The organism is Streptomyces sp. NRRL S-920 (assembly GCF_000717945.1).
Taxonomy (GTDB): Bacteria; Actinomycetota; Actinomycetes; order Streptomycetales; family Streptomycetaceae; genus Streptomyces; species Streptomyces alboniger.
Genome location: NZ_JODF01000051.1, coordinates 1 through 23,511 on the forward strand (window position 1 = coordinate 1; position 23,511 = coordinate 23,511).

A 23,511-nucleotide genomic window follows, 5' to 3' on the forward strand; every position below is an offset into this window, starting at 1 on the left:
ACCCGTCACCCACGAGGTCTGCCAACGATGGATACGCTTCCTCCGGACATCGATGGCCTCTGATGCCGAAGCAGACGAACGTTAAACGACAAGCTCAGAGCCTGTCTTTGAACCCCTGTTGATCTCTTACGCGCGACACGGCGGAAGGCACCTCAAGCGCCGGGCTCTCCGTACGCAGTGGCCCGGCAGCGGGTTTCGCGGAGAGCTTTCGGGTGCTCCTACGCCGCGGTGCCACGCCCTTCCGAGGCGCGGCGACGGACGGAGTTCGGCGTGTTGGAGTAGGTAAATTGCCGAATCGAGTGACGGCCGATCCCTACTTGGAGATCAACAAGGGGCCACCTTCGAAAGGAAACGCTGGGGATTGGGCTTGTCGAAGTCACCACCCAAACCGTGGATGACCGAGAAGGCGCGGTCGCACGGCTGGTCTACCAGCGGAGCGATGGAACTCGAATCAGAGCCCCGCCGTACTGGTTCAGTGCGCCGCCTGAGCAGAGCACCCGGTAGAACTGGCTGTCGACCAAGACAAGCCGTTCTCGAAGACCGGAGGCTCCGCTGTCCGGACCGTCTGCCATCACCCGTGCCGCTCGGGTGACCGAAGACCCCTTCGCACCAGGGCATCTCGGCGAACTCGCTCAGCTTGCGCCCTTCGAAATACCGTCAACACGTTCGAAATTCCCCTCCTTGACGGAAAATGCCGCACTGGTGTTGAGTCACAGCAAAGAGCAGAAAGTCGGACTCATGCCGCCGAGGTGACGCGACCATGCCCATCCCCGACTCCTACCTCGACGCCCCGGCGCTGAACGGAACGCCGGAAGCGGCCTACGCCAGCCATGAGGAACGTGCTCTGGGGATCGCTCGCCACTACGCCTACACGCATCCTCTCGGCGAGTTCGACGACCCGGGCGGCAGGAAGTTCAGCGAGGACGCCGCCACCGCGCTCATCGCGCACCTCCACGCCGCGGCTGCGGACCCGACGTTTGCCGCCCCCGGAGCCGAGGCCAGTCGCACCCTCATCCCCAAGGTGCTGCATCACTGGAATGCCGGAGACGGCGAGGTCGGCACGAAACGCGATTACGACATCGCGCTCAAGGGTCTGATGACGGCCGTCTGCCGCTACCCCGGCCTGTTCGGTCCCGAGGACCACGACTTCATCCTCGACACGCTGATCCCCAACCATATGACGAGCGGCCACCGCCCGTCGATCGAGTACTACGAGGTGACGTTCCTCAACATCGACGTCCCCGAGACCGAGAACCACCTGCTCATGATCGAGAGCTGCCGGTACCTCAACAACCAGCTCTTGCACGACAGGAATCCCTACCCTGCGTACGACAACGTAAAGAACGGGCTGCGCGACTGGCTCCTGGGATATCTACAGCGCGTCGCCAAGCACGACTTCCTGGAATTCAATTCCAGGCCCTACGCCCGTCTCGCGCTGCACTCGTTGTTCAACCTGTACGAGTTCGCGCGAGACGCACAGATTCGCACAGCCGCGCAGGTGTTGCTCGACTACACCATGGTCAAATACGCGGTCTCCAGCAACCGAGGGCGCCGCGTGAGCCCCTTCCGGCGTGTGCAGCACCGGATCAATCACGCCGCCAACGAGCGCAACGACCTGTTCGCCGCCTCCGGCGACCAGGTCACGGGGATGTTCGCCGCTTATACCGGGTACGTCGACACCGCCGGAAACCCAGCCCGCTTCCCCGCCTCGCTCACCGACACCGCGCTGATCGCGGCGACGAGTTCCTACCGTCCGCCGGCCGCGGCCTACCTCATCGCGATGGACCGCACGACGCCGCCCTCGTTGCACCGCTTCTTCCACGGCAGCCGTCCTCGCCTCACCGCCTCACCCGACGACGCCGACGGCGGCCTGGAGATCTACTACCGCTCGCCGTCCTTCCTCCTGACGGCCGGAGGAAATTTTCTCAACAGCGGCTACGGACACGATGAGTTCGACATCGGCGTCAACAGCTGGGAGCAGACCGCCAGAGCCCAGGCCAGCACGCTCATCCCGACCGGCGCCGACGTTGCCTACGCCGACCTGCTCAGGTTCGAGTCCTGGCCGGATCCACAGCTCGACCCGTATGTCGTCAATCGATACGACCCCGACGAGGACCCGTACGCCGAGAAGATGTCCGCGGTCAATATCGGGGTCCACCGCGGCATCATGGCGGGCGCGAACCTGCGTCCGGCGGAGAAGCAGATCATCGGGCAGACCAGCTCCCACGGGCCGGCGGTGTGCACGCACAAGGACCGTATGTACGTGGCGTGGAAGGGCTCGGGCAACGAGAACATCAACATCTCGAGGGCGCAAACCACCACGCTGATGGGCATCGACGGCATCGAAGGACTCCAGGACATCGTCACCCACGAGTTCACGACCGAGGCCGCTCCGGCCATCGCGTCCCAGGACGACCTGCTCTACCTGGCATGGAAGGGCGCCGGGAACAATCAGCTCAACCTCGCCGTCTCCGCCGACGACGGGCGCACCTTCTCCTCCGCCACCACGCTCGGCGACAGCTCCGGCATGGCGCCCGCCCTGGCCTCCCACAACGGCCGCGTGTACCTCGCCTGGACGGGCGAGGGCGAACAGCAACTGAACGTGGCCCGGGTCGTGCTGATCGGCAGCACCGCGGGTACGTACGACATCGAGGGCATCGAGCGGAAGGCCGTCCTCGGCGACACCAGCGACGGCGCACCCGCGCTCGTCTCCTGCCTGGGGCGGCTCTTCCTCGGCTGGCGCGGATCCGGCAACGAGGACCTCAACCTCGCTTTCTCGGATGACGACGGTCTGACGTTCCACGGCAAGCACATTTTCGGCGAGTACAGCGACCGCGGCCCGGCCCTCACCACCCACGACGACCTGCTCTACCTCGGCTGGCGCGGATCCGGGAACGAGGACCTGAACGTCGCCCGCGTCGTCCTGTACGGCAGCACCGCCGGCGACTTCGGCATCGACGGGCTCACGTCCAAGGTCATCCTTCCGGACATCAGCACCGAACCGCCCGCCCTCGGCTCCGCGGCTGGTCTGCTCTATCTTGCGTGGAAGGGTGAGGGCGCCGACCTGCTCAACCTGCGGATCTCGCGTGACGGCTCCTTCGGCGCCCCCGGCCCGTGGATCTTCACCGATCTGTCCCACCTCGGCATCCACCTGGCCGTCTACCGTTGTCCTGCCGCGCCGCTCCCGCCACCGCCCCTGCCCGACCAGCCTCGCCTGCCCCCCATCGACAATCTGGGATTCGTCTACGCCGCCGAGGCGTCGGCCCGTACCTTCGACGACTTCCGCAACCGGATCGTGCTGGCCAACAACCACCTGCCGAGCGTTCTGGCGCACGGCTCGACCCACGTGTTCCATGCCCCGGACGGCACCAGCTTCCGCATCTGGTTCAGCCACCAGGACAGCAAGTACCGCGCCCGCATCGAAGACGAACGCGGCGACGTCCCGGACTTGGACACCCTGCCCCTGGTCAGCGGCGAGTTCCTGCGCTCGGACGGCCATACGGGCATGCTGGAGATCCACACCCCGGGCTGTGACGCCCCCCTCGTCCTCGACTACCGGAACCCGCTCGACCCCAAGCGGACCGGCAAACCGGCTTGTTCCGCCTGGTACGACCGGCTGTGGCCCGCTTATACGGACCTGGCCAGCGACCGCCTCCGCATGGGGCAGACCGCCGCCGCCCTGTCCCTCACCCACGAGATCCTGGACCAATTCCGCCAGGCTCGTTTCGACACCCCCGAACTGGACAGCGCCGGGCTCATCGCCGCCGCCGGAAGATTCCACGACATCGCCCGCGCCGCCCACCCCGCCGACATCCCGCTCCAACTGGCCGCAGCCCAGAACGCCTGGCAGCTCTACCAGTTCCTGGCCGCGGAACAGCCCCCCGCACCCGACCTCGCCTCCCGCATCGCCGGCCTGCCGGGCTACCTGGCCTTCGGAGCCGCCGACAGCGCCGACGCCGTCGCGGCAGGGGCCGTAGCCCGGGACTTGTACGCCCGCCTTCCCGGCGACCACCGCCTTGACATCGCCGCCGTCTTGACCGACGAGGCACTCATCCACCACTCGGCGGCCTTCCGTCCGGGCCACCCTGACCCACCCGCCGAACTCGCCCGCCAGCGCGAGGCCGCCGCCGAAGCCCTCGCACTCCTCGGCCCTCTGGTCCAGGCCGCGCCAGCCACATCGGACCTGAGGCGCATGGCTCCCCTCCTGTCCCGCCTGATCGGGGTGGCCTCCTTCGGCTCACCGGATTCCGGCCCCAGCGTCCACGCCGCCGACCTGCTCCGCCGCGTCTACGCCGCCCTGCCGGGCGACCACGGTCTCGACCTCGCCGAGGCCCTCACCAGCCTGTCCCAGCGCCACCACGAGACCTCGGTCGTCCCCGGCGCTCCCGATCCGGCCGCGGAACGCACCCGCCAACGAGATGCCGCGGCCGAAGCCACCGCGCTGATCCTCGGCCTCGCCGACACCCTCCCCACCGGCCCTCCGGCAGACCGCACCCGCGCCGCCGCCCTCCTTGACCGCCTCATCGGCCTCCTCCTCTTCGGGGCCCCCGCCCCTCCGGACCCCCGCACCCTCGAACTCCAAGCCCTCGCCGACTCCGCCACCAGCCTCCGCGACACCCTCCGCGCCACCACCTGATGCCCGGGCGGCTAGCTAGGACCTGTCTGCCCGGTAGCGGACGGCCAGTTTGTCGAAGCGGGTCGCTGTAGCGCGGAATTGCTTGAGCCCGTTGAAGCAGCGTTCGACAACGTTGCGGACCTTGCCTACCGCGAACCCCATGAGGCACATGCACTCCCGACAACCCTCAGGCGCTAACCCTTCAGGGACACCGGCGTCCCATCTTCGCGGACTGGCGGTTGTGCCCCTTGGTGTCCCACCACTCCTCCAAAAGGCCATGCACCAGCTGCACCAGTTGGCGAAGACGCTCAGGATCAGGGGCAGACGAGGTGAACACGTCCACAAAGGATCTGTCACCCCATGGCAGCGTGACCACCCAGCACTCGTCGACGTACCCCTTCCGCTCGACGATGAGCCGATAGGTCAACGTGACGCTGCGGTCCGCTTGGTGATCTACCAACAGGTCGGTGACATTGAACCTGATCGCGCCATCATCGGAGATGTATGAGCGAGCCAGGGCGAACTCAGCGGGCGTGTGAGCCGTCATATACACCTCTCACCGCGTCTACGGGTATCCGAAGTTAGTCGCTAGCAGCTGTCGGCGGTGACACTCGGGACCTGGTAAGCGGTCCGCACGTCGTCGCGGTCGGCACACAGCCCGCAGTCACTCCCGACAACGTCGTTGCTCTCCGCCCACGCACCACGTGAGCCCGTCCACCAGTGGGCCCGGCCCCGCCCCTCTCCAATGCACCGACGAAAGCTGCTGACCTGTTCCTACGCAGGTACCGCACCTACCAGGCCGCCGTCGATGACGAGATCCTGGCCGTTGATGTAGGAGGCGTCGGCCGAGGCGAGGAACGCCACTGCCGAGGCCACCTCTTCCGGGCGTCCGAAGCGGCCGGCGACGATCTGGCCGGTGACCGCCTCTGCTTCCGACGTCGTGAGTGCGGCGGCGGGGTACATCGGGGTGTCGATGTAGCCGGGGCTGACGGAGTTGACGCGGATGGCGCGCGGGGCGAGTGACGCGGCGAGGGTTCGGGCCAGGTTGTGTACGGCGGCTTTGGTCGGCGAGTAGAGGGTCAGGACGCTGTTGCCCCGGTGGAGGGTCCAGGAGGCGTTGATGACGATCGAGCCTCCGTCCGCCAGTAGCGGCAGTGCCTTTTGGAGGGTGAAGAAGACCCCCTTGAAGTTGATGTCGACGCCGTGGTCGAAGTCCGGCTCGGTGATCTTCTCGAACGGCAGGAATGTGCCGGTGCCCGCGTTCGCGAAGAGGCTGTCCAGTTGGCCGTGACGGTCCCGGATGGTCTCCATCAGCGCGTCCATCGCGCCCGAGTCGGCAGCGTCGGCCACGATCCCCGAGGCGCGGGGACCGAGTTCTTCGACTGCGGCGTCCAGCCGCGCGCGGGTGCGGCCGGTGACGATGACGTGGGCACCCTCGGCGACAAAGCGGTGCGCGGTCGCAAGACCCATGCCGCTGGTGCCTCCGGTGATGAGGACGGTCTGGTCGGTGAAGCGGTTCATGCCTGGGTTCCCGTCAAGGTGTGCGTGATGTGGTCGCTGAGGATCGGTGAAGCGGTTCATGCCGGGGTTCCCGTCAAGGTGTGCGCGATGTGGTCGCTGAGGCGGGGCAGCCAGTCGGACCGCGCGTTGCCAAGGAGGTGGTCTCCGTGAGGGACGGACAGGTAGGTGCCGTGCGGCGCCAGTCGGGCCAGGGACCTGCCATTCGTCACGCCGGGGATGACGTCCTGGTCACCGTCCACGACCAGCAGCGGGGCCGCGATGCGGGGTGCCAGGGCGGTGAGGTCCACCTGGCGCACAAACTCCTGGGCGGCGTCGGTGCCTCCCGCGCGCTTGACGATGATGTCCCGTACAGGCGGGGGTAGTTCATCCCAGTCGAGACGGAAGGGGCCGCTGACGGTGGCGACGGCCGCCACGCGCGGTTCGAGCGCCGCGGCCCGGGCCGCGAAATAGCCGCCCAGACTCAGGCCGACGAGTCCGACGCGTGCGACGCCGAGTACATCGATGGCCCGGCCCACGACCCGCTCGTAGTCCGGCGCGAAGGTCGTGGTGGCCGCGAGCACGCCCTGTCCGGGGCCGTCCAGCGCGAACACCGCCAGCCCTCTGTCCAGCAGCGCGGACACCAGATCGAGGAACTCCTCCTTGGCCGAGTCCAGACCGGGGACGACTAGCACGGTCCCCGGCGCGTCGGAGGGGCCACGCAGCCAGCCGGTGAATCCCTCACCGCTCACCCGCCGCGCACCGGGCTCCAGCACGGTCAACGCCCGGCTCAGGGCGTGATCCGCCTCGGCGGCGGCACGAGGCGCTTCCTCGTACGGCGCCAGGGTGGCCAGGTGGAACCACCGGGCCGCCATCAGCAGGTACTCACCCGTTGAGCGGGAGGAATCGGCGTCCTTCGCGCGCCGAAGGTAGCTGTGTCCGGTGCGCAGGAAGGCCGGCCCCCAGTCGGTGACGGAGGTGAGGCCGTCGGTGACGCGCTGGTACTCGTGCGGGTCCACGCCCGCACCGGTGGCACGGGTCCACTGGGCGGCGGCGAATTCGGTGACGCTCATCGTGCTCCTCCGGTCAGCAGGACAGCCTTGCCGCGTATCCGGCGCTCGCGCAGGTCGACCAGGGTTTCGGCAGTCTGTGCCCAGTCGGTGATGCGGCCGATCTCCGGGTGCAGCCGTCCCTGTTCGACGAGGCGCACCAGTGCTGCGAGATCGGAGTCGTACGGCGCACCGGCGTAGTGGAAGTGCTGGATCGTCACGCGCTCCGGCCCGCCGAGGAGTTGGAAGAAGTCGAGAGAAACGGGGGTGCGGCTCGCCTGGCCGAACCACACGAGCAGACCGCCCGGGCGCGCCTTCGACAGGGCGAGTGCCAGGTCCGGCCCGCCCGTGGACTCCAGTACGACGTCGAACGGCCCTTGGGCCGCCGCGACCTCGTGCACCACGTGTGCGCCCAGTTCCGCGAGCCGCTCGCCGCGCACCGGCGTGGACGTCACCACGGTCAGCTCGGCTCCTGCCCCCACCGCAAGCTCGGTAACGTAGTGGCCGACACCGCCTGAGGCGCCGGTCAGCAGTACCCGTCGGCCGGCCAGAGAACCGGCTGTCCGCAGCAGCCGCAGAGCAGTGATCCCGGCCAGGGGCAGAGCGGCGGCTCGCGCGCTGTCGATGCTGTCCGGAAGTACCGCGAGCGAGTGCACGGGCACGGCGGCGTACTCGGCCCAGCCGCCCTGCGCCGGATGCCCGACCACGCGGATGCCGATGCCGGGGCCGGAACCGTCGGCTGCCGCCTGCACGACGAGCCCCGCGATGTCCTTGCCGGGCAGCAGCTCCGGCCGGGGCTTTTCGAGAAGGAATGTCTCGCCCCGGTTCGGGGCGAACGCCTCGACCTTGACCAGTGCCTCATCGGGTCCCGGCGCGGGCTGGGCGACCTCGGCGAAGGCGACCGGACGCGCCATGTCTCCCGTGGGAATCAGTCTTTGCATGGCGAAGATGCAACCCCTGCGGCCGCCCCGTGATCCAACAACGGACAAGCACAGGCGACAACCATCGGTTGTCACCTATGGTGGGAGCCATGGATCTCGACGTGGCGCAGGTACGTGCCTTTGTGCGCACCGCCGAGGAACTGCACTTCGGGCGGGCGGCCGGGACGCTCGGCATCTCCCAGCAGGCGCTGTCCAAGAGGATCGCGCGGCTGGAATCCCTGCTCGGCACCGAGCTGTTCCAGCGCGGCGGCAACGGGGTACGCCTCACCGAGGCCGGGCAGCGTTTCCTGCTACCGGCCCGGCAGACCGTGGCCGCCGCCGACGCCGCAGTCGCGGCGGCAATCGGGAAGGAACGTCCGCTGCGCGTGGACGTCTGGGGGCACCTCTACGCGCCGATGCGCACGCTGGCCCAGGTTGCCGGACGGGCCGGGGAACTGGCGTTGGGACACGGCCGTGATCTGCCGGCGGTGACGACAGCGCTGCTGCACGGCGACGTCGACGCTGCCTTCGGCCGTGTCCACCCTCCGCTGCCCACCGGGCTTGCGCACCGCCTCGTCCGTCTCGAACCGGTGGACGCCGTACTGAGCGTGGACCATCCGCTCGCAGCCGAACCGGCTTTGCGGCCGGACCAGTTGCGCGACAGCACTCTGTGGGCACCCGGCGCGCTGGACCGGCTCGACTTCCTCCACCGGTTCGCCGATCGATTCGGCATCCGGAACACGGCCGCCAGTGTCAACCTGGGGCTCGCCCACTTCCTCGCCGAGGTGGCGGAGGAGCCGCGGCGATTCTCGTTGGTGCCTGCCGATGTACCCCTGCCGGAGGTCCCTGGGCTGCGCTCCGTTCCCCTGGTCGATCCCACACCTCTGTACGCCTGGTCACTGCTGTGGCGTGCCGGCAGCGGGCACCCGGGGCTGAACGGGCTCGCCGCCGCCTGCGCCGAGGAAGCAGGGCGAAGCCGATGGCTTGAGTACGACCCGACCCGCGATTGGTTGCCCGAGCCGCCCACGGACCGTTCCTGACGCGCGCCCCGTCCCAGCCCCTCCTTACGTACTCACGTACGCGTACTCATGTGCGGCCGCCGGGCACCCCCAAAGATGTGCCCATGGCGCGAACCTCCAGTACGGAGACGGCACATGCCCACCTCCGCGGCAGAGCGCCTGGGCCAGTCGGCCTCCGTAGCCCCCCGGGGAACTCCCCTGTGCCGAAAGAGACATGCATGAGTCGCGACCTGCGCATACGAGCCGCCACGCCCGAGGACCTGGCGTGGATCCACGAGTTGCGGCACCGCGTGTACGCCCACGAACTCGGTCAGCACACGCCGCGGCCGGAAGGGCGGTTGTACGACGCGTTGGACGGCGACAACGTCTACCTCGTCGCGGCCCGGGGGCCGGTCCGCATCGGCTTCGTCAGCCTGACGCCGCCGTGGCTGGGCCGCTACGGCCTGGACAAGTACCTGACTCGCGACGAGCTGCCGTTGTTGGGTGAGGGGGGACTCTTCGAAGTACGCATCCTCACTGTGGAGCCGCGCTGGCGTGGTACGGCGGTGGCGCCGCTTCTCATGTACGCGGCCCTGCGCTGGATCTCCTCCCGGGGAGGCCGCACGGTGGTGGCGATGGGCCGTACCGAACTGCTCGACATGTACGTGGCGGTCGGCCTGCGGCCCCTCGGGCGCACCGTCCGCAGCGGCGCGGTGACCTTCGAGGTGCTGACGGGCGAGGTGGCCGAGCTGACGCAGGTGGCGGCCACCCGGTATCGCAGCGTCCTGGAGCGGTTCGGCGCCGAGGTCGACTGGCAGTTGGACATGGAATGGGCGGCCGGGCCGGACGGGTGTGAACATGGCGGCGCCTCGTTCACCGCTATCGGAACGGACTTTCGTACCTTGCACCGGCGTCATGAGGTCGTCGCCGCGGACGTGCTGGACGCCTGGTTCCCGCCCGCTCCCGGGGTGTCTGCGGCGCTCATGGAGGACCCGGCCTGGTCCGCCAGAACCTCGCCTCCCACCGGCGCCGAGGGCCTGCTGACGGAACTCGCGAAGGTCCGGGCACTGCCGGTGGAGACGCTCGTGGCCGGGGCCGGCTCGTCGGACCTGATCTTCAGAGCGTTCGGCCGGTGGCTGACCCCGCGGAGCAGGGTGCTTCTGCTGGACCCGGGCTACGGCGAGTACGCCCACGTCACCGAGCGGGTGATCGGATGTCGGGTGGACCGCTTCCGGTTGCACCGCGACGAGGGGTGGCGGATCGACTTCGCGCGGCTGGCGTCTGTCGTCGGGGCGGGCCGTTATGACCTGGTGGTCGTGGTCAACCCGAACAATCCGACCGGACGCCACGCATCCGCCGCCGAACTGCGCACCCTGATCGCGGCCGCCCCGGCCGAGACCCGCTGGTGGATCGATGAGGCCTACCTCGGCTACGTGGACCTGGCGGAGTCGCTCGCCCCACTGGCCGCGGTGGACCCGCGGATCGTGGTCTGCACCTCGCTGTCCAAGATGTACGCGCTGTCCGGGGTGCGGGCGGCCTTCCTGGTGGCCGAACCCGCCAGCGCGGCACTGCTGCGCCGGTGGACGCCGCCCTGGGCGGTGAGCCTTCCCGCACAACTCGCCGCCGTGGGCGCCCTGCGGGACCCGGTGCACTACCGCTCCTGCTGGTCGCGCACCCACACCCTGCGCCGCCAACTGGCCACCGATCTCGCCCGGGTGTCCGACACGGCCGTGGTCGAGGAGGGCGTGGCGAACTTCCTCACCATCACCCTGCCGCCCGGCGGACCGAGCGCCGCCCGCCTGGTGCGGGAGTGCCGCCGACACGATGTCTACCTGCGCGACCTGTCGCCCCTCTCGCCGCAGTACGAGGGGCGTACCGTACGCGTCGCGGTCAGGGATGTGGCAGAGAACGCGCGCATCGTGGCGGCGTACGGAACCGCGCTGGAGGCGCTGCGCCCCGGGGCGCTCTCGCGGCGGTCCGCGGTGTCCCCGGGCGATGTCACCGTCGGTCACGCCCGGTGATCGGCGTCGCCTCCCTCGCGCCCTTCCTCGGCGGGGCCCTGGCACTCGGCGGGATCGCCGCGGCACTCTCCGGGCGCCGCGAACTGCTGGTCCGTTGGTGCTGCTGGGCGGTCGGAGTACCCCTGGTCGTCGGAGCGTTCTGGTGGGGCGGTCCGGGGGTGACGGCCCTCGCGCTCGTGGTCGGGGTGGTCGCGGCGATGGAGTTCGGCGGGCTGATGGGTCTGTCCCGGATGGACCGGGCGGTACTGGCCGCGGCCGTCTCCGGCGTGGTGCTGACCTCCTGGCTGGCCCCCGGTCATGAGGTGCGGGCGGTGGCGGTCGGCGCGCTGGCCATCGCGGCGGTCCCGCTGCTGGCCGGTGACTGCGCCCACGGCCTGCGCCGGCTCATGGCCGGTCTGCTCGGGCTGGTCTGGCTGAGCGTGCTCGCCGCCCTGGTGCCGCTCGGCGCGACCGCGCTCGTCCTTTTCGCCGCTGTCTCGGTCGGTGACATCGTCGCGTACTTCGCCGGTCAACGGCTGGGCGGGCCACGGCTGTCACCACTCTCCCCGGCCAAGCGGTGGAGCGGAACCCTCTCCGGAGCCGCGGCTGCCCTCGGTGTGCTCGCCGCGCTGTCCGCGCTGAGCCCGCCGATGGCGGTCGCGGTGGCGGTCGGCGCCCCGGCGGGGGACCTCTTGGAATCCATGGTCAAGCGAGGAACGCGGGCGAAGGACTCCGCTCACTGGCTGGCCGGCTCCGGGGGCCTGCTCGACCGCATCGACTCACTCCTCCTCGCCCTGGCCGTCCTTCTCCTCCTGCGCTGACTGTCCCTCACTCCCCCACACCGGCAGGTCATTTGGTTACGCCCGCTCAGCGTCGGATGGCAGCCTGTGTCGCCCGGAGACCGTCGGCGCGCTCATGAGGCGCATGTTGAGGTCGTCGCTCCGCTGGAGCGACAGGGTGCATGGAGACGCCGAAAGGCAGGGTCGTATCCTGAGGCAGGCGAGGCATGCGAGGCAGGCGCTGCCGCTGCGTCGCCGCCGTCCGTCGTCGGCGGACGCCGCCCACGCCGGGTATCGGATACCCGGCTGACGATCGGGGAGTTGCCAAGTGATCAGTCTGGCCGCAGTGGGAGGAGTGGCCCTGATCGAATTGGGCATGGCCCTGACTCCGGGACCGAACATGATCCACCTCGCCTCCCGTTCGATCACCCAAGGCCGCAGGGCGGGGCTGGTGAGCCTGGGCGGGACCGCCGTGGGATTCCTGTGCTATCTGCTGGCCGCGGCCGCCGGGCTGTCGGCCTTGTTCGCCGCCGTGCCACTGGCGTTCACCGTGGTCAAGCTCGTCGGCGCCGCCTACCTGGCGTATCTGGCCTGGGACATGCTCAAGCCCGGGGGCCGCTCCCCCTTCGCTCCGGCCCAGGACCTGCCTCCCATCTCCAACACCCGCCTCTTCTCGATGGGGCTCCTGACCAACCTGCTCAACCCCAAGATCGCTCTCATGTACGCCTCTCTTCTGCCCCAGTTCATGGACCCACAGGCGGGGCCGACCTGGGCGCAACTGCTGCAACTAGGCGGCGTGCAGATCATCGTGGCGCTCGCCGTGAACGCTCTGATCGTGCTGGGCGCGGCACGGGTGTCGGGGTATCTGGCCGCCCGGCCACGCGTGATGACCGGTCAGCGGTTCGCGGCAGGCGGGCTGCTCGGTGTCTTCGCGGTGCGCACAGCCCTGTCCCGTGCGCCTGGCCCGGCCTGAGTCATGGGCGTAAGAACCGGCTGCATATCGACGTGCGGGTGGGTGGTCGAGGGGCTTGAGCGATCCAACCCCTTGTGAACTGGCCCGTGAGCACTCATTCACCCCCGCCGTCTCCTCCTCCGCCTCCTCCTCCGCCTCCGCCTCCGCCTCCGCCTCCGTCGAAGTGTGTTCCGTAGTCGGCGTCCACGCACGAGAACCTGCGCTCCGACGTCGGGCCCTGGCCGCTGCGTCTCGGAGTAGGGCCGTGACGGGGCGGCACCGCCTGCGCGCGGCCGAGCGGGCGTCGCACCGGCTCGTCCAGGAGGCCGGCGGCCCCGCCCAGGACGTATTCAGGCATGTTCGGGTCGCGTACGGCCTGCTGGAGGTGTCGTCGGCCCGTACGGGTCACCTGACGGCCCGCGCCCGCCACCAGGCCCCATGTAGCAAGCCCGCGGCCGATCTCTTCAACCTCCGGGGAGCGTCGCAGGCCGGCGCGTACGGTGTCGATGCTCTTGGTACGCGCGCAGAAGGCGACCACCGCGCGCTCGACCGCATGCCCGGGTTGCTCCCCCACCACCGTGCGCACCTGCGAGGCGTGCACCACGAGCAGTCCGCGCCGGTTGAGCGCGATGACCGCGCTGTCCACCACCCGCTGGGCCCCGCCCGCCAGGAACGCGACGTCGTACACATCCAGGGCCCGCGTCTCGCCCGAGCCTCTCACGATCCACCGGAACACCCACCGCATACCAGATCCGCCCCCGTTTCAGCCCACTTCATCCAGCTTCTCAGCTGTCCTGAGCCGCGGGGCCCGCGAGTGCCCTGGTCGCCGACGGCTCTTCTGGCCTGCGCAGAAAGGTAGTTGACCGAGACCGGAAGCGATCATGTCTTGACCGATTCGGTGGTACGCATCTAGCGTCGCGGCAGACAGTGGAGTCCTGGGGGTAGGGGTATCGCGGGTTCCGGGCGCGGACGACACGGGGGAATAATCGAATGGGCGACCATCCGGGTCGGTGCGCGTACGCGGTTCGGAGCTGAGCCGTGGGCGTACTCGACGATCTCGACGAGACAGAGCTGCTCCGACTCATGGTGGAGACTCCGTCGGTCACCGGCGAAGAGGGCGCGCTCGTCGCCCAACTGGTGGATGCCATGCGCGCGTTGGGCTTCCGGGCCCACCGGGACACCGTCGGCAACGCGGTCGGTGAGCTGGGCACGCCCGGCGCGCCGCTCATCCTGCTCCTGGGCCACATCGACACGGTCCCCGGCGACCTGAAGGTGTACGAGGACGGCGGCAAGCTGTATGGCCGTGGCGCGGTCGACGCCAAGGGACCGCTCGCCACGATGGTGTGGGCGGCGCTGAGGGCCTCGGCCCGCTGCGACGCCCACCTGATGGTGGTCGGAGCCGTCGGCGAGGAGGGGTCCTCGCCCGGCGCACGCCATCTGCGCGGTGTCGTGCGGCCGGACGCGGTCGTCATCGGCGAGCCGAGCGGCGTGGGCAATGTGGTGCTGGGATACAAGGGCATCATCCGCTTCGCCATCGACATCTCCCGTCCCGGCGCGCACACCAGCTCACCCGCGCCCAAGGCCGTGGAGGTCGCGGCGGACCACTGGCAGGCGGTGCGCCGCCGACTCGCCGAGGTCGACGCGTCACGTCCCGCCTTCGACCGGGCCATCCCCGCGCTGGTCGCGCTCCACGGCGACGTGCGGCGCGCCAGGGTCGAGATCTCCTGCCGCATCCCGGTCGACTTCGACCGCGACGGATTCCTGGGCTGGCTGCGCGAGTTGGCCGGGCCCGACCCGCTCACCGTGGCCGAGAGCCTGCCGGCGGTACGCTCGCCCCGTACCGATCCCGTCGTGGCCGCCCTGCGCGAGGGAATCCGACGGCATGTCGGGGCACCGACCGCCAAGGTCAAGCTCGGCACTGCCGACATGAATGTCGTCGGCCCGCACTGGGGCGTGCCGATCGCCGCGTACGGCCCGGGGGATTCCCGCCTGGACCACACGGACGAGGAGCACGTGGACCTCTCCGAGTACCTCACGGCGATCGACGTCCTGACGACCGCCGTCGAGGAGCTGGCCGCGGCCCTGGCCGCCACCGGGGGGCGCACCCGCGGGGCAGCCGCAGGGGCCGAGCCGGGGACGACCCCGTGAGCCTGCCCAGGGACGGCGCGTCGGACCTGCCACCTGGCCTGCCATCCGACCTGCCGCCCGACCTGCCGCCCGACCTGCCGCCGAGGCTCGCCGTGATCGCGTCGCGCATCGCCTACGAGGAGAAGCGCATCCTGGACGAGCTGGACCACCGCCGGATCCCGTACCACGTACTCGATCCGCGGAGCGCGGTCTTCCGGCTCGATGACCTGACGGCGCCCTGGTCCACGGCGGTCGCCCGCGAGGTGTCCCACCACAGGAACCTGACCACGGCACGCGTCCTCGAACACGCTGGTGTGACCGTGGTCAACAGCGCCGCGGCGATCGCGCTGTGCGGCGACAAACTGCTCACCACGCTGGCGCTGCGGGCGGCCGGACTGCCCGTACCGCGCTGCATGGTCACACCGACACCCGCGGCGGCACTCGACGCCCTGGACGGCTTCGGATACCCGGCGGTCGTCAAGCCCCTGACCGGCTCCTGGGGGCGCCAGGTCGCCCGGCTCGCCGACCGGGACGCGGCCGAGGCCGTCCTCGAACTGCGTGCGGCCCTGCCCGACCCGCAGCAGCGCGTCACCTACATCCAGGAGTACGTCGACAAACCCGGGCGGGACATCAGAGGGCTGGTGTTCGGCACCGAAGTGGTGGGCGCGGTGTACCGCACCTCCACGTCCTGGCGCACCAACACCGCACGTGACGCACGCACCCTGCCCTGCCCGCTCACCGCGGAGCTGGAGGGCCTCCTGACGGCCACGGCCGCCGCGATCGGCCCCGGTGTCTATGGAATCGACCTCCTGGAGGACGCCGAGGGGCGGCTCCTGGTCAACGAGGTCAATCACACGCCCCAGTTCCGCGGCGCCTCGGAAGCGCTAGACGTGGATCTGCCCGGCCGCTACGTGGACTATCTGGCACAGCAACTGGTGAGGAACTGATGGGCATATCACGGCTGGCCATGTTCGGCGGCGCCCGCACGGTGGACGCCGACGCGGGCACCTCTCCCGCCACCGCCTGGCCGATCGTCACGGACGCCGAGCGCGAGGCGGTGCTCGCCGTCCTCGACAGCGGCCGCTTCACCTCCGTGGAGCGCGGCGAGGTGCAACTCCTGGAAGAGGAATGGGCGCGCTACACCGGGGTAGGCCACTGCGCGGCCCTCTCCTCGGGGACCGCGGCCATCGAGTTGGCGCTGGCCGCGACCGGACTGGAACCGGGCGCCGAAATCCTCGTACCCGCCCTCTCCTTCATCGCCACCGCGTCGGCGCCCGTCATGCGCGGGCTCGTCCCGGTGTTCGTGGACATCGACCCGCTCACCTACACCATCGACCCGGCTGCCGCCGCTGCCGCGATCACCCCGCGCACGCAGGCAATCCTCGCCGTTCACCTGCACGGCCTGCCGTGCGACATGGACGCGCTGCGTACCCTCGCCGATCGCCACGGCCTCGTACTCGTCGAGGACGCGGCGCAGGCGCACGGCGCGACCTACCGCGGCCGGCAAGCGGGCGCGCTCGGTGACGTGGCGGCGTTCAGCCTCAACGCCTCCAAGAACCTGCCCACGAGTGGCGAGGGCGGGCTCCTCACCACCGACGACCCGGCGATCCACGAACGCGTCGTACTGCGCAGGCAGTTCGGCGAGGACCTGACCGGGCGCGGCGAGCGCGGCTACCTCTCGCAGGTGATCGCGGGCAACGCCAAGCTCAGCAGCGTCCAGGCCGCCTTCACCCGCTGCCAGCTCGCCCGGCTCGCCGAGCGGCACGAGCAGCGCGACCGGAATGTACGCCGCTTCCTCGGGCGACTCGCGGCACTCGACGGGATCGTGACGCCGCACTGCCCCGAGGACCGCACCCACGCCTGGTTCCAGCTACGTCTGCGCTTCGACCCCCGCGAGGCCGGTTGCCCGGAGGTCACCCCCGGTGCCCTGCGCACCGTGCTCCAGCGGGCGCTGCGCGCCGAGGGCGTGCCGGTCCGGCCCTACCAGTCGCTGCCGCTGCCCGCCCAGCCCGCGCTGCGCGACGCCTTCCCCGACCAGCCCTACCGCCCGCAGGACCACCCCACCACCCTCGCCGTGATCGAGGACTCCCTGACGATGCAGCGCTGGCACCTCAACCCCGCCGCGGGCCCGGTCCTTGCGCGCTGCGCGGACGCCTTCGAGAAGGTGTGGGAGCAGCTGGACACGCTGGTGCCCGCCGCCCGGTCGATGACGTACCGGCCGAAGTGGCACGAGGCCGGCACGACGGCGGCACCCGCATGACGCGCGAGGACGTCAGCATCGAAGAGCTGGCCGAGCGCGCGTACCGGGCCCGCGAGCACATCCTCGCGATGGGCGCCACCGAGCACGGCACCCACGTCGGCGGCAGCCTGTCCGCCGTCGACATCCTCACCGTGCTCTACGGATCCGTACTGCGCGTGCGGCCCGACGAACCGCGGTGGCCGGGCCGCGACTGGTTCGTGCTCAGCAAGGGGCACGCCGCCGCGGCGCTCTACGCCGTCCTCGCCGAGCACGGCTACTTCCCGCCACAGGAGTGCCGCACCTATGGGCAGCGGCACAGTCGGCTGGCCGGGCACCCGCTGCGCCGTCTGCCCGGCGTGGAGTTCCCGACCGGTTCCCTCGGGCACGGGCTGTCCCTCGCCGGTGGTGTGGCGCTGGCCGCGTCCCGCACCGGCCGCGACAACCGGGCGTTCGTCCTGCTCGGCGACGGTGAACTACAGGAGGGCTCCAACTGGGAGGCGATCATGTCGGCGGCCCACCTCGGCCTCGGCAACCTGACCGCCGTGGTCGACCGCAACGGCTGGCAGATCAGCGGCCGCACGGAGGAATCCGTGGGCCTGGAGCCGCTCACCGACCGCTGGCGCAGCTTCGGCTGGTCGGTGGCCGAAGTCGACGGCCACGACCTGGCGGCACTGCGGGAGCTGTTCGGCGCGCTGCCCCGCACGCCGGGCCGCCCCACCGTCGTCATCGCCAAGACCGTGAAAGGCCGGGGCGTGCCCCTCTTCGAGGACCGCAAGAAGAGCCACTACGTCCGGCTCACGCCCCGCCTGCACGAGCGGGCGACGGCCGGCCTGCGCGCACGGCGGAGGAACCAGACATGACGGCGACGCAAGAGAGCGTCCCCGGCGGGAACGACTGGGCGGCGCTGTACACGGGCTCGGCCAGGGACGCCCACCGGCGTACGCTCCTTGAGCTGGCCAGGGCCGACGACCGGATCTTCTGCGTCGACTCCGACACGGGCGGCTTCGAGGACGGGTTCGCGGCCGAACTCCCGGCCCAGTACGCGAACGTCGGGATCGCGGAGGCCAACCTGTTCGGCATGTCCGCCGGGCTCGCGGCCTCGGGGCTCATCCCGTTCGCCCACACGATGAGTACGTTCGCCACCACGCGCGCCTGTGAGCAGCTCAAGCTGGACGTGGCCGGGAACAACCTGCCGGTCAAGGTGGTCGCCACCCACGGCGGTCTCTCAGCGGGCCACTACGGCCCCTCGCACCACGCCCTCCAGGACCTGGCCATCGTCCGGACCCTGCCGCATCTGACCGTCCTGGTGCCGGCCGACGCCGGTGAGACGGCCCTCGCGGTACGGGCCGCCGCCCGCCACCCCGGCCCGGTGTACATCCGTCTCGGCCGCAACGCGACGCCCCGCGTCTACCAGGAGCCGTACGACTTCACCATCGGCGCCAGCGTCGAACTCGCCGACGGGGACGACTTGTTGGTGGTCGCGACCGGGGCGCTGCCGGTCCACTACGCGCTCACCGCGCGCGACGTGCTCGCCGAGCGGGGGGTGTCGGCGCGGGTCGTGAACATGCACACCATCAAGCCGCTCGACCACGCCCCGCTGCTGCGCGCGGCGCGGGAGACGGCGGGCATCGTCACCGTCGAGGACCACCTCGTGGTGGGCGGGCTCGGCGGTGCCGTGAGCGAGGTGGTGACCTCCGAACACCCCTGCCGGGTACGGCGGGTGGGCGTCGCGGACCGCTACCTCGACACCGTCGGGGACGAACGCGATCTGCTGGAGGACGGCGGCGTGACGGTGGACCGCGTCGTGACGGAGGCGCTGACCCTGCTCAAACCCACGCCGACCGACGCGTACAGCGCGCGGCCCGGCGCGTACGAACCACGCACGGACCAGCACAACACAAGGAGAAGGTGACATGTCTACAGCCGTGTGCCCGAGCTGCGAGAGCGATGTCAAGCTCGACGCCACGCCCCGGCAGAACGAGATCGTCGAGTGTCCGGGGTGCCTCAGCGAACTGGAGATCCTCGGGCTCGACCCCGTTCTGCTGGCGCTCGCGCCCGAGGTCGAAGAGGACTGGGGTGAGTGAGACCCGGGGGGTGATACGGGCGGGCATCGTCGGGGCGAGCGGTTACATCGGCGGGGAGCTGTGCCGCATCCTGCTCGGCCACCCCCGCCTGGAGCTGGTCGCGCCGGTCTCGCGCGGCATGGCGGGCAGACGCCTCGACGGGGTGCACCCCAACCTCCGGGCCCTGACCGACCTCGCCTTCGTCGGACCGGACGACGCGCCCGACTGCGACGTGCTGTTCCTGGCCACACCGCACCGCGAGACCATGGCGATGGTCCCGCGATGGGCCGGCCGCGCCGGTTGCCTGGTCGACCTCAGCGCCGATTTCCGGCTGACTGACCCCGAGGTGTACGAGCGGTACTACGGCACCGCGCACACGGCCCCGGAGCTGCTGCCGGAGTTCGTCACCGGCTGGCCCGAGCGGTACCGCAAGGACCTGACGGGCGCCGACCGGATCAGCGTGCCCGGCTGCATGGCGACCGCCGCCATCCTGGCCCTGTACCCGCTGGCCGCCGCCGGTCTGGTCGAGGACGGGGTATCGGTGGACGGCCGGATCGGGTCCAGCGGCTCGGGGTCGGGGGCCGGGCCGATGAACCTGCACGCCGAACGCAGCGGCGCCATGCGGGTGTTCGCGCCGACGGGCCACCGGCACGAGGCGGAGGTGGCGCAGGCCACCGGGCTGACCGTCAGCATGAGCGCCACCGGCGTCGAGGCCGTACGGGGAGCCCAGGTGCTGTGCCGGGCCACCCTCACGGCCGAGCTGCGCGAGCCGGAACTGCGCCGGGTCTACCGCGACTGCTACGGCGCCGAGCCGTTCGTCCGCGTGGTGGCGCAGCGGCGCGGCCTGTACCGGCTGCCCGAGCCGAAGATCCTCAGCGGGTCCAACTTCTGCGACGTGGGCTTCGCCCTCGACGCGGACCGCGGCCAGGTCGTCGCCGTCGCGGCGCTCGACAACCTGGTGAAGGGGGCGGCGGGCAACGCCGTGCAGTGCGTCAATATCAGGCACGGTTGGCCGGAGCGCCTGGGGCTCGAATTCCCCGGGCTGCACCCGCTGTGAGCGGGGACCGGGTCGACGGCCCTCCGGAGACGGTGGTCGTCAAGTGCGGCGGCAGCGGAGCCCTCGACGTCGACCGGCTCTGCGAGGACGTCGCCGTACTGAGGGCGGCCGGGCGGCGGGTGGTCCTCGTCCACGGCGGTTCCGCCGAGATGAGCCGCCTCGCGGAGCAGCTCGGCGTGGAACTGCGGTATCTGACCGCGCCCGACGGCGTCGTCACCCGCTACACCGACGCGGCCACCCTCGACGTCCTCACCCTGGCCCTGGCCGGCCGCGTCAAGCCCACGCTGCTCCGCGCCCTCGACCGGCACGGCGTCCGCGCCGTGGGGCTGACCGGTCTCGACTCCGGTCTGCTGCGGGCCCGCCGCAAGAAGGCCGTACGAGCGGTCGTGGAAGGGCGCGTCACTGTCGTACGGGACGACCGTAGTGGCCGGATCGTCGGCGTCGACGCCGGCCTGCTGCACGACTTGCTCGCCGCGGGCGTGGTGCCGGTGGTGTCGCCCCCGGCGCTGGCCGAGGACGGCGAGCCGGTCAACGTCAACGCCGACCGTGCCGCGGCGGCTGTCGCGGCGGCGCTGCGGGCCGACAGCCTGCTCTTCCTCACCGGGGCCCCCGGGGTGCTCACCGACCCCACTGACCCGGCCAGCGCGCTGGCCGCCTATCAGCTGCCGCAGCCGGGTGAACCGGCCCCTTCCTGGGTGCGAGGCGGCATGACCATCAAGCTGGTCGCGGCCCGCGAGGCCCTGCTCGCCGGGGTGCCCAGCGTATGGATCTCCGATGGAGGGGCGGCGCACCCGTTGAAGGCGGTGACCGGCGAGGGGCCGGGCACCAGGGTCACCCTGCCAGGACCGCGGTCGGAGCGGCCGGCCCCGGAGGCGCAGGGGCCGACACCGGAGGCAGAGCGGCCGACACCGGAGGCGCAACGGCCCTCACGGTAGGCGCAGCCTTCCCGCCTCCTGCCACAGCGCGGTCGGGGCGCCCCACCGGGTCGCCTCCACGGCGGCGGCCCGGTAGTAGCGCTGGACCGCGTACTCCCCCGTGATCCCGGCCGCGCCGTGGACGTGCACCGCGTACGCGGTGACCCGCAGCGCCAGTTCCGCCGCGTAGGCGAGCGACTGAGTGGCGCCGACGGCCGCCGGGCGCCCCCCGTCGGCGTCCCAGGCGGCCTCGCCGATCAGGAGGCGCCCAGCTTCCAGATGGGCGAACTGCTCGGCCAGGGGGAACGCGACGGCCTGGTTCTCGCCGATGCTGCGGCCGAACTGCCGCCGTCGGGCGGCCCGCCCGACGGCGAGCCGGTGCGCGCCCGCCGCAAGGCCGAGCAGATGGGCCGCCTGCCGGACGCGGGCGCGTACGAGCAGCGGTGAGGGGACACCGCCGGTGTCGTGCGCGGGCGCGGAGAGCGCGAGGGGTGCGACGTCCTTCAGGCTCAGCCGCAGGATCCCTTCGCGCCGGGTGGCCGCGCACGTTACGCCGGGAGAGTCGACGGCCACCGCGGCGAACACGGTCCCCTGGGCGTGGCGTGCCGGTACGACGTGGAAGGAGGCGTCGGGCGGTGGTTGCGGCAGGGTGCAGTCACCGCTGATCCGCAGGCCGCCGGGGCCTCCTGTGGCCGTGACCCGGTCCCCGGACGCCAGCCCCACCGTGACCTTGCCCGCCGCGATGCCGGTAAGCAACTCCGCGTCGCCGGGCGTCGGATGACCGTCGCCGGTCGGGTCGGCCGACTGGATCAGGTCGGCGAGCAGGGTGGCGGCGCGGTAGGAGTCGGGGGCGGCCCAGCGGCCCAACTCCTCGCACACCGGCACCGCGTGGCTCAGCCCATAGGCCAATCCCGCTGCCGAGTCGGGCAGTTCGAGCGCGTACAGGTCCAGGTCGGTGAGGCAGGCGTGGACCTCGGCCGGATCGAGCGCGCCGTCCGGGCCTGCCGCGGGGGCCAGGCCCGCGCGTACGGCCGACGCCAGGTCGCGCTGTACGTCGTCGCTTTCGAGCCGCATGTCACTCCACCTCCGCGGCGTTCGGGTCCGCCGACTCGGCGGCGAGCAGGAAGCCGGACATCGTCTGGAGCATCATCTCCGACGTGCCGCCGGAGAGCGTCAGGCCCGGGGCCTCCCGGTAGGCGCTGTCCAGCAGCGCGGCCAGTTCCGGTGGGGCGTCCGGGCCGTGGCGGGTGGCGGCCCAGCGGGCCACGGCGGCGGCCTGCTCGCTCGCGTACCACTTGGCGGTGGACGTCCGCAGTTCGTCGAGCCCTTCGGCGCCGGCCGAGCCGACGCAGCGCCAGGCCAGCAGGCGGGCCGCCGCGGTGGCCGCGCCGTGCCGGCCCACGTCGGCCAGCCAGGGTGCGGCCGCCGGACCGTCCGGGCCGCCGTCCGCCGAGGTGAGTCCGGCGCAGCCCGCCTCGTACCACCGCTCGGCGCGCAGCGCGAAGTCGAAACCCGTGCGTTCCAGTGGCAGGGCCTCGGCGAGCAGCGCCCAGCCGTCCCCGACGGTGCCGACGACATCGGCGTCGGTGACGAGAACGCCTTCGAGGCCGACCCGGTGGAACTGCTCGTCGGCCATCGTGTCCAGGCGCTGTACGCGTACGCCCGGGACGCGCATGTCGACGAGGAACAGCGTGAGGCCCTCGTACCGCGAGCCCTCGGACGAGGTGCGGGCCGCGCACAGGCCGATGTCCGTGATGCCGCTCTTGAGGTTGAACACCTTCACGCCGTCGATGCGGTGACCGCCCTCCACCGCGACGGCACGGGTCGTCAGGGCGCTCAGATCGGAGCCGACCCCGGGCTCGGTGTACAGCACGCTCGCGAAGCACCGGCCGGCTGCCAGGCCCGGCAGCACCCGCCGCTTCTGCTCCTCGCTGCCGGCGAGGAGCAGAAGCTTCCCGACGGTCTGGACGCCGTTGACGAACAGGGTGTCCGGGACGCCCGCCCGCATCATCTCCTCCACGGCGACGGCCGCGTGGGCGGCGGTGCGGCCCTGCCCGCCGTAGCGGCGGGGCCAGTCGACGCCTAGCAGACCGTGCTCGCCGAGCTGCCGGTACAGGCCGCGCTCGTCGGGCTCACGCTCCTCGGCGGCGTGCAGCTCCCGCAACGCGGCCACGACGTCCGGCGATTGGAGTTCCGCCCGGACCCGGTCGCGAAAGCGCGTCTCGTCGGCGGTGTGACCAAAGTCCATGTGTCCCCCCGTATGCGCACCGCGCGGGGTGCGTTGGAGCCGTGGCATGCGCC

20 protein-coding genes and 1 pseudogene are annotated in these 23,511 nt (G+C 71.1%); 13 read left to right on the forward strand and 8 right to left on the reverse strand.

The genetic code is table 11. The features are described 5' to 3' along the window. The first annotated feature begins 760 nt into the window (after nucleotides 1-760). Complete coding sequence (locus IG54_RS0128470) at nucleotides 761-4,636, forward strand: hypothetical protein (protein ID WP_030790656.1); 3,876 nt, start codon at nucleotides 761-763, stop codon at nucleotides 4,634-4,636. A 15-nt stretch (nucleotides 4,637-4,651) separates the two neighbouring features. On the opposite strand, the pseudogene IG54_RS41515 reads toward IG54_RS0128470, so the two are convergent. From IG54_RS41515 to IG54_RS0128490, 5 genes and pseudogenes are all read right to left on the reverse strand, one after another. Further along, nucleotides 4,652-4,759 (reverse strand): annotated as a pseudogene (locus IG54_RS41515) (IS5/IS1182 family transposase); the annotation flags it as partial. 58 nt (nucleotides 4,760-4,817) lie between these two features. Then, on the reverse strand, nucleotides 4,818-5,162 hold the full coding sequence (locus tag IG54_RS0128475; RefSeq protein ID WP_030790658.1) for a hypothetical protein: 345 nt from the start codon (nucleotides 5,160-5,162) through the stop codon (nucleotides 4,818-4,820). A gap of 227 nt (nucleotides 5,163-5,389) precedes the next feature. Next, the gene (locus IG54_RS0128480; RefSeq protein ID WP_030790660.1) at nucleotides 5,390-6,136 is read right to left on the reverse strand and encodes a glucose 1-dehydrogenase; all 747 of its coding nucleotides are present in this window, start codon (nucleotides 6,134-6,136) and stop codon (nucleotides 5,390-5,392) included. A gap of 56 nt (nucleotides 6,137-6,192) precedes the next feature. Then, complete coding sequence (locus IG54_RS0128485; RefSeq protein ID WP_030790662.1) at nucleotides 6,193-7,185, reverse strand: alpha/beta hydrolase family protein; 993 nt, start codon at nucleotides 7,183-7,185, stop codon at nucleotides 6,193-6,195. Beyond that, nucleotides 7,182-8,102, reverse strand: a complete 921-nt coding sequence (locus tag IG54_RS0128490) for a zinc-binding dehydrogenase (protein WP_030790664.1) — start codon at nucleotides 8,100-8,102, stop codon at nucleotides 7,182-7,184. The genes IG54_RS0128485 and IG54_RS0128490 overlap by 4 nt, the downstream gene beginning before the upstream one ends. A gap of 89 nt (nucleotides 8,103-8,191) precedes the next feature. Here IG54_RS0128490 and IG54_RS0128495 point away from each other — a divergent pair, with 89 nt between their 5' ends. The 4 genes from IG54_RS0128495 to IG54_RS0128510 all read left to right on the forward strand — a co-directional run bounded on the left by IG54_RS0128495 (nucleotide 8,192) and on the right by IG54_RS0128510 (nucleotide 12,831). After that, nucleotides 8,192-9,121, forward strand: coding sequence for a LysR family transcriptional regulator (locus tag IG54_RS0128495; RefSeq protein WP_030790667.1), 930 nt, complete (start codon nucleotides 8,192-8,194; stop codon nucleotides 9,119-9,121). A 197-nt stretch (nucleotides 9,122-9,318) separates the two neighbouring features. Then, complete coding sequence (locus IG54_RS0128500) at nucleotides 9,319-11,100, forward strand: pyridoxal phosphate-dependent aminotransferase (RefSeq protein ID WP_030790670.1); 1,782 nt, start codon at nucleotides 9,319-9,321, stop codon at nucleotides 11,098-11,100. After that, nucleotides 11,097-11,900, forward strand: coding sequence for a phosphatidate cytidylyltransferase (locus IG54_RS0128505; protein ID WP_030790673.1), 804 nt, complete (start codon nucleotides 11,097-11,099; stop codon nucleotides 11,898-11,900). The genes IG54_RS0128500 and IG54_RS0128505 overlap by 4 nt, the downstream gene beginning before the upstream one ends. A 286-nt stretch (nucleotides 11,901-12,186) precedes the next feature. Then, a complete protein-coding gene (locus tag IG54_RS0128510; protein WP_030790676.1) occupies nucleotides 12,187-12,831 on the forward strand; it encodes a LysE family translocator in 645 nt (214 codons plus the stop codon). Nucleotides 12,832-12,925: 94 nt separating this feature from the next. Here IG54_RS0128510 and IG54_RS0128515 read toward each other — a convergent pair whose 3' ends face one another. After that, nucleotides 12,926-13,555, reverse strand: a complete 630-nt coding sequence (locus tag IG54_RS0128515; protein ID WP_030790679.1) for a TIGR04222 domain-containing membrane protein — start codon at nucleotides 13,553-13,555, stop codon at nucleotides 12,926-12,928. A gap of 293 nt (nucleotides 13,556-13,848) precedes the next feature. On the opposite strand from IG54_RS0128515, the gene IG54_RS0128520 reads away from it, so the two are divergent. From IG54_RS0128520 to IG54_RS0128555, 8 genes are read left to right on the forward strand one after another with little or no spacing between them, the layout of a single operon-like run. Then, entirely contained in the window at nucleotides 13,849-14,958 is a 1,110-nt protein-coding gene (locus IG54_RS0128520) for a M20/M25/M40 family metallo-hydrolase (protein ID WP_051820086.1), read from the forward strand. Continuing rightward, a complete protein-coding gene (locus tag IG54_RS0128525) occupies nucleotides 14,955-15,884 on the forward strand; it encodes a RimK family alpha-L-glutamate ligase (RefSeq protein WP_234336375.1) in 930 nt (309 codons plus the stop codon). Before IG54_RS0128520 ends, IG54_RS0128525 begins: the two co-directional genes overlap by 4 nt. Continuing rightward, entirely contained in the window at nucleotides 15,884-17,197 is a 1,314-nt protein-coding gene (locus tag IG54_RS0128530; RefSeq protein WP_037897894.1) for a DegT/DnrJ/EryC1/StrS family aminotransferase, read from the forward strand. The genes IG54_RS0128525 and IG54_RS0128530 overlap by 1 nt, the downstream gene beginning before the upstream one ends. Continuing rightward, entirely contained in the window at nucleotides 17,194-18,036 is an 843-nt protein-coding gene (locus IG54_RS0128535; RefSeq protein WP_030790691.1) for a transketolase, read from the forward strand. Before IG54_RS0128530 ends, IG54_RS0128535 begins: the two co-directional genes overlap by 4 nt. Further along, entirely contained in the window at nucleotides 18,033-19,088 is a 1,056-nt protein-coding gene (locus IG54_RS0128540) for a transketolase family protein (protein ID WP_063756274.1), read from the forward strand. The genes IG54_RS0128535 and IG54_RS0128540 overlap by 4 nt, the downstream gene beginning before the upstream one ends. 1 nt (nucleotide 19,089) lies before the next feature. Continuing rightward, nucleotides 19,090-19,260, forward strand: coding sequence for a lysine biosynthesis protein LysW (locus IG54_RS0128545; RefSeq protein WP_030790698.1), 171 nt, complete (start codon nucleotides 19,090-19,092; stop codon nucleotides 19,258-19,260). A 10-nt stretch (nucleotides 19,261-19,270) separates the two neighbouring features. Next, complete coding sequence (gene argC, locus IG54_RS0128550) at nucleotides 19,271-20,296, forward strand: N-acetyl-gamma-glutamyl-phosphate reductase (protein ID WP_030790701.1); 1,026 nt, start codon at nucleotides 19,271-19,273, stop codon at nucleotides 20,294-20,296. Continuing rightward, entirely contained in the window at nucleotides 20,293-21,231 is a 939-nt protein-coding gene (locus tag IG54_RS0128555; RefSeq protein WP_051820087.1) for a [LysW]-aminoadipate kinase, read from the forward strand. Before argC ends, IG54_RS0128555 begins: the two co-directional genes overlap by 4 nt. On the opposite strand, the gene IG54_RS0128560 is transcribed toward IG54_RS0128555, so the two are convergent. Both IG54_RS0128560 and IG54_RS0128565 read right to left on the reverse strand, forming a co-directional pair. Next, complete coding sequence (locus IG54_RS0128560) at nucleotides 21,223-22,284, reverse strand: acyl-CoA dehydrogenase family protein (protein WP_030790707.1); 1,062 nt, start codon at nucleotides 22,282-22,284, stop codon at nucleotides 21,223-21,225. The two genes, IG54_RS0128555 and IG54_RS0128560, sit on opposite strands and share 9 nt — an antisense overlap. Before the next feature lies 1 nt (nucleotide 22,285). Further along, nucleotides 22,286-23,458: an acyl-CoA dehydrogenase family protein gene (locus IG54_RS0128565; protein ID WP_051820088.1), complete on the reverse strand. Its 1,173-nt coding sequence runs from the start codon at nucleotides 23,456-23,458 to the stop codon at nucleotides 22,286-22,288. Between the last annotated feature and the right edge of the window lie 53 nt (nucleotides 23,459-23,511).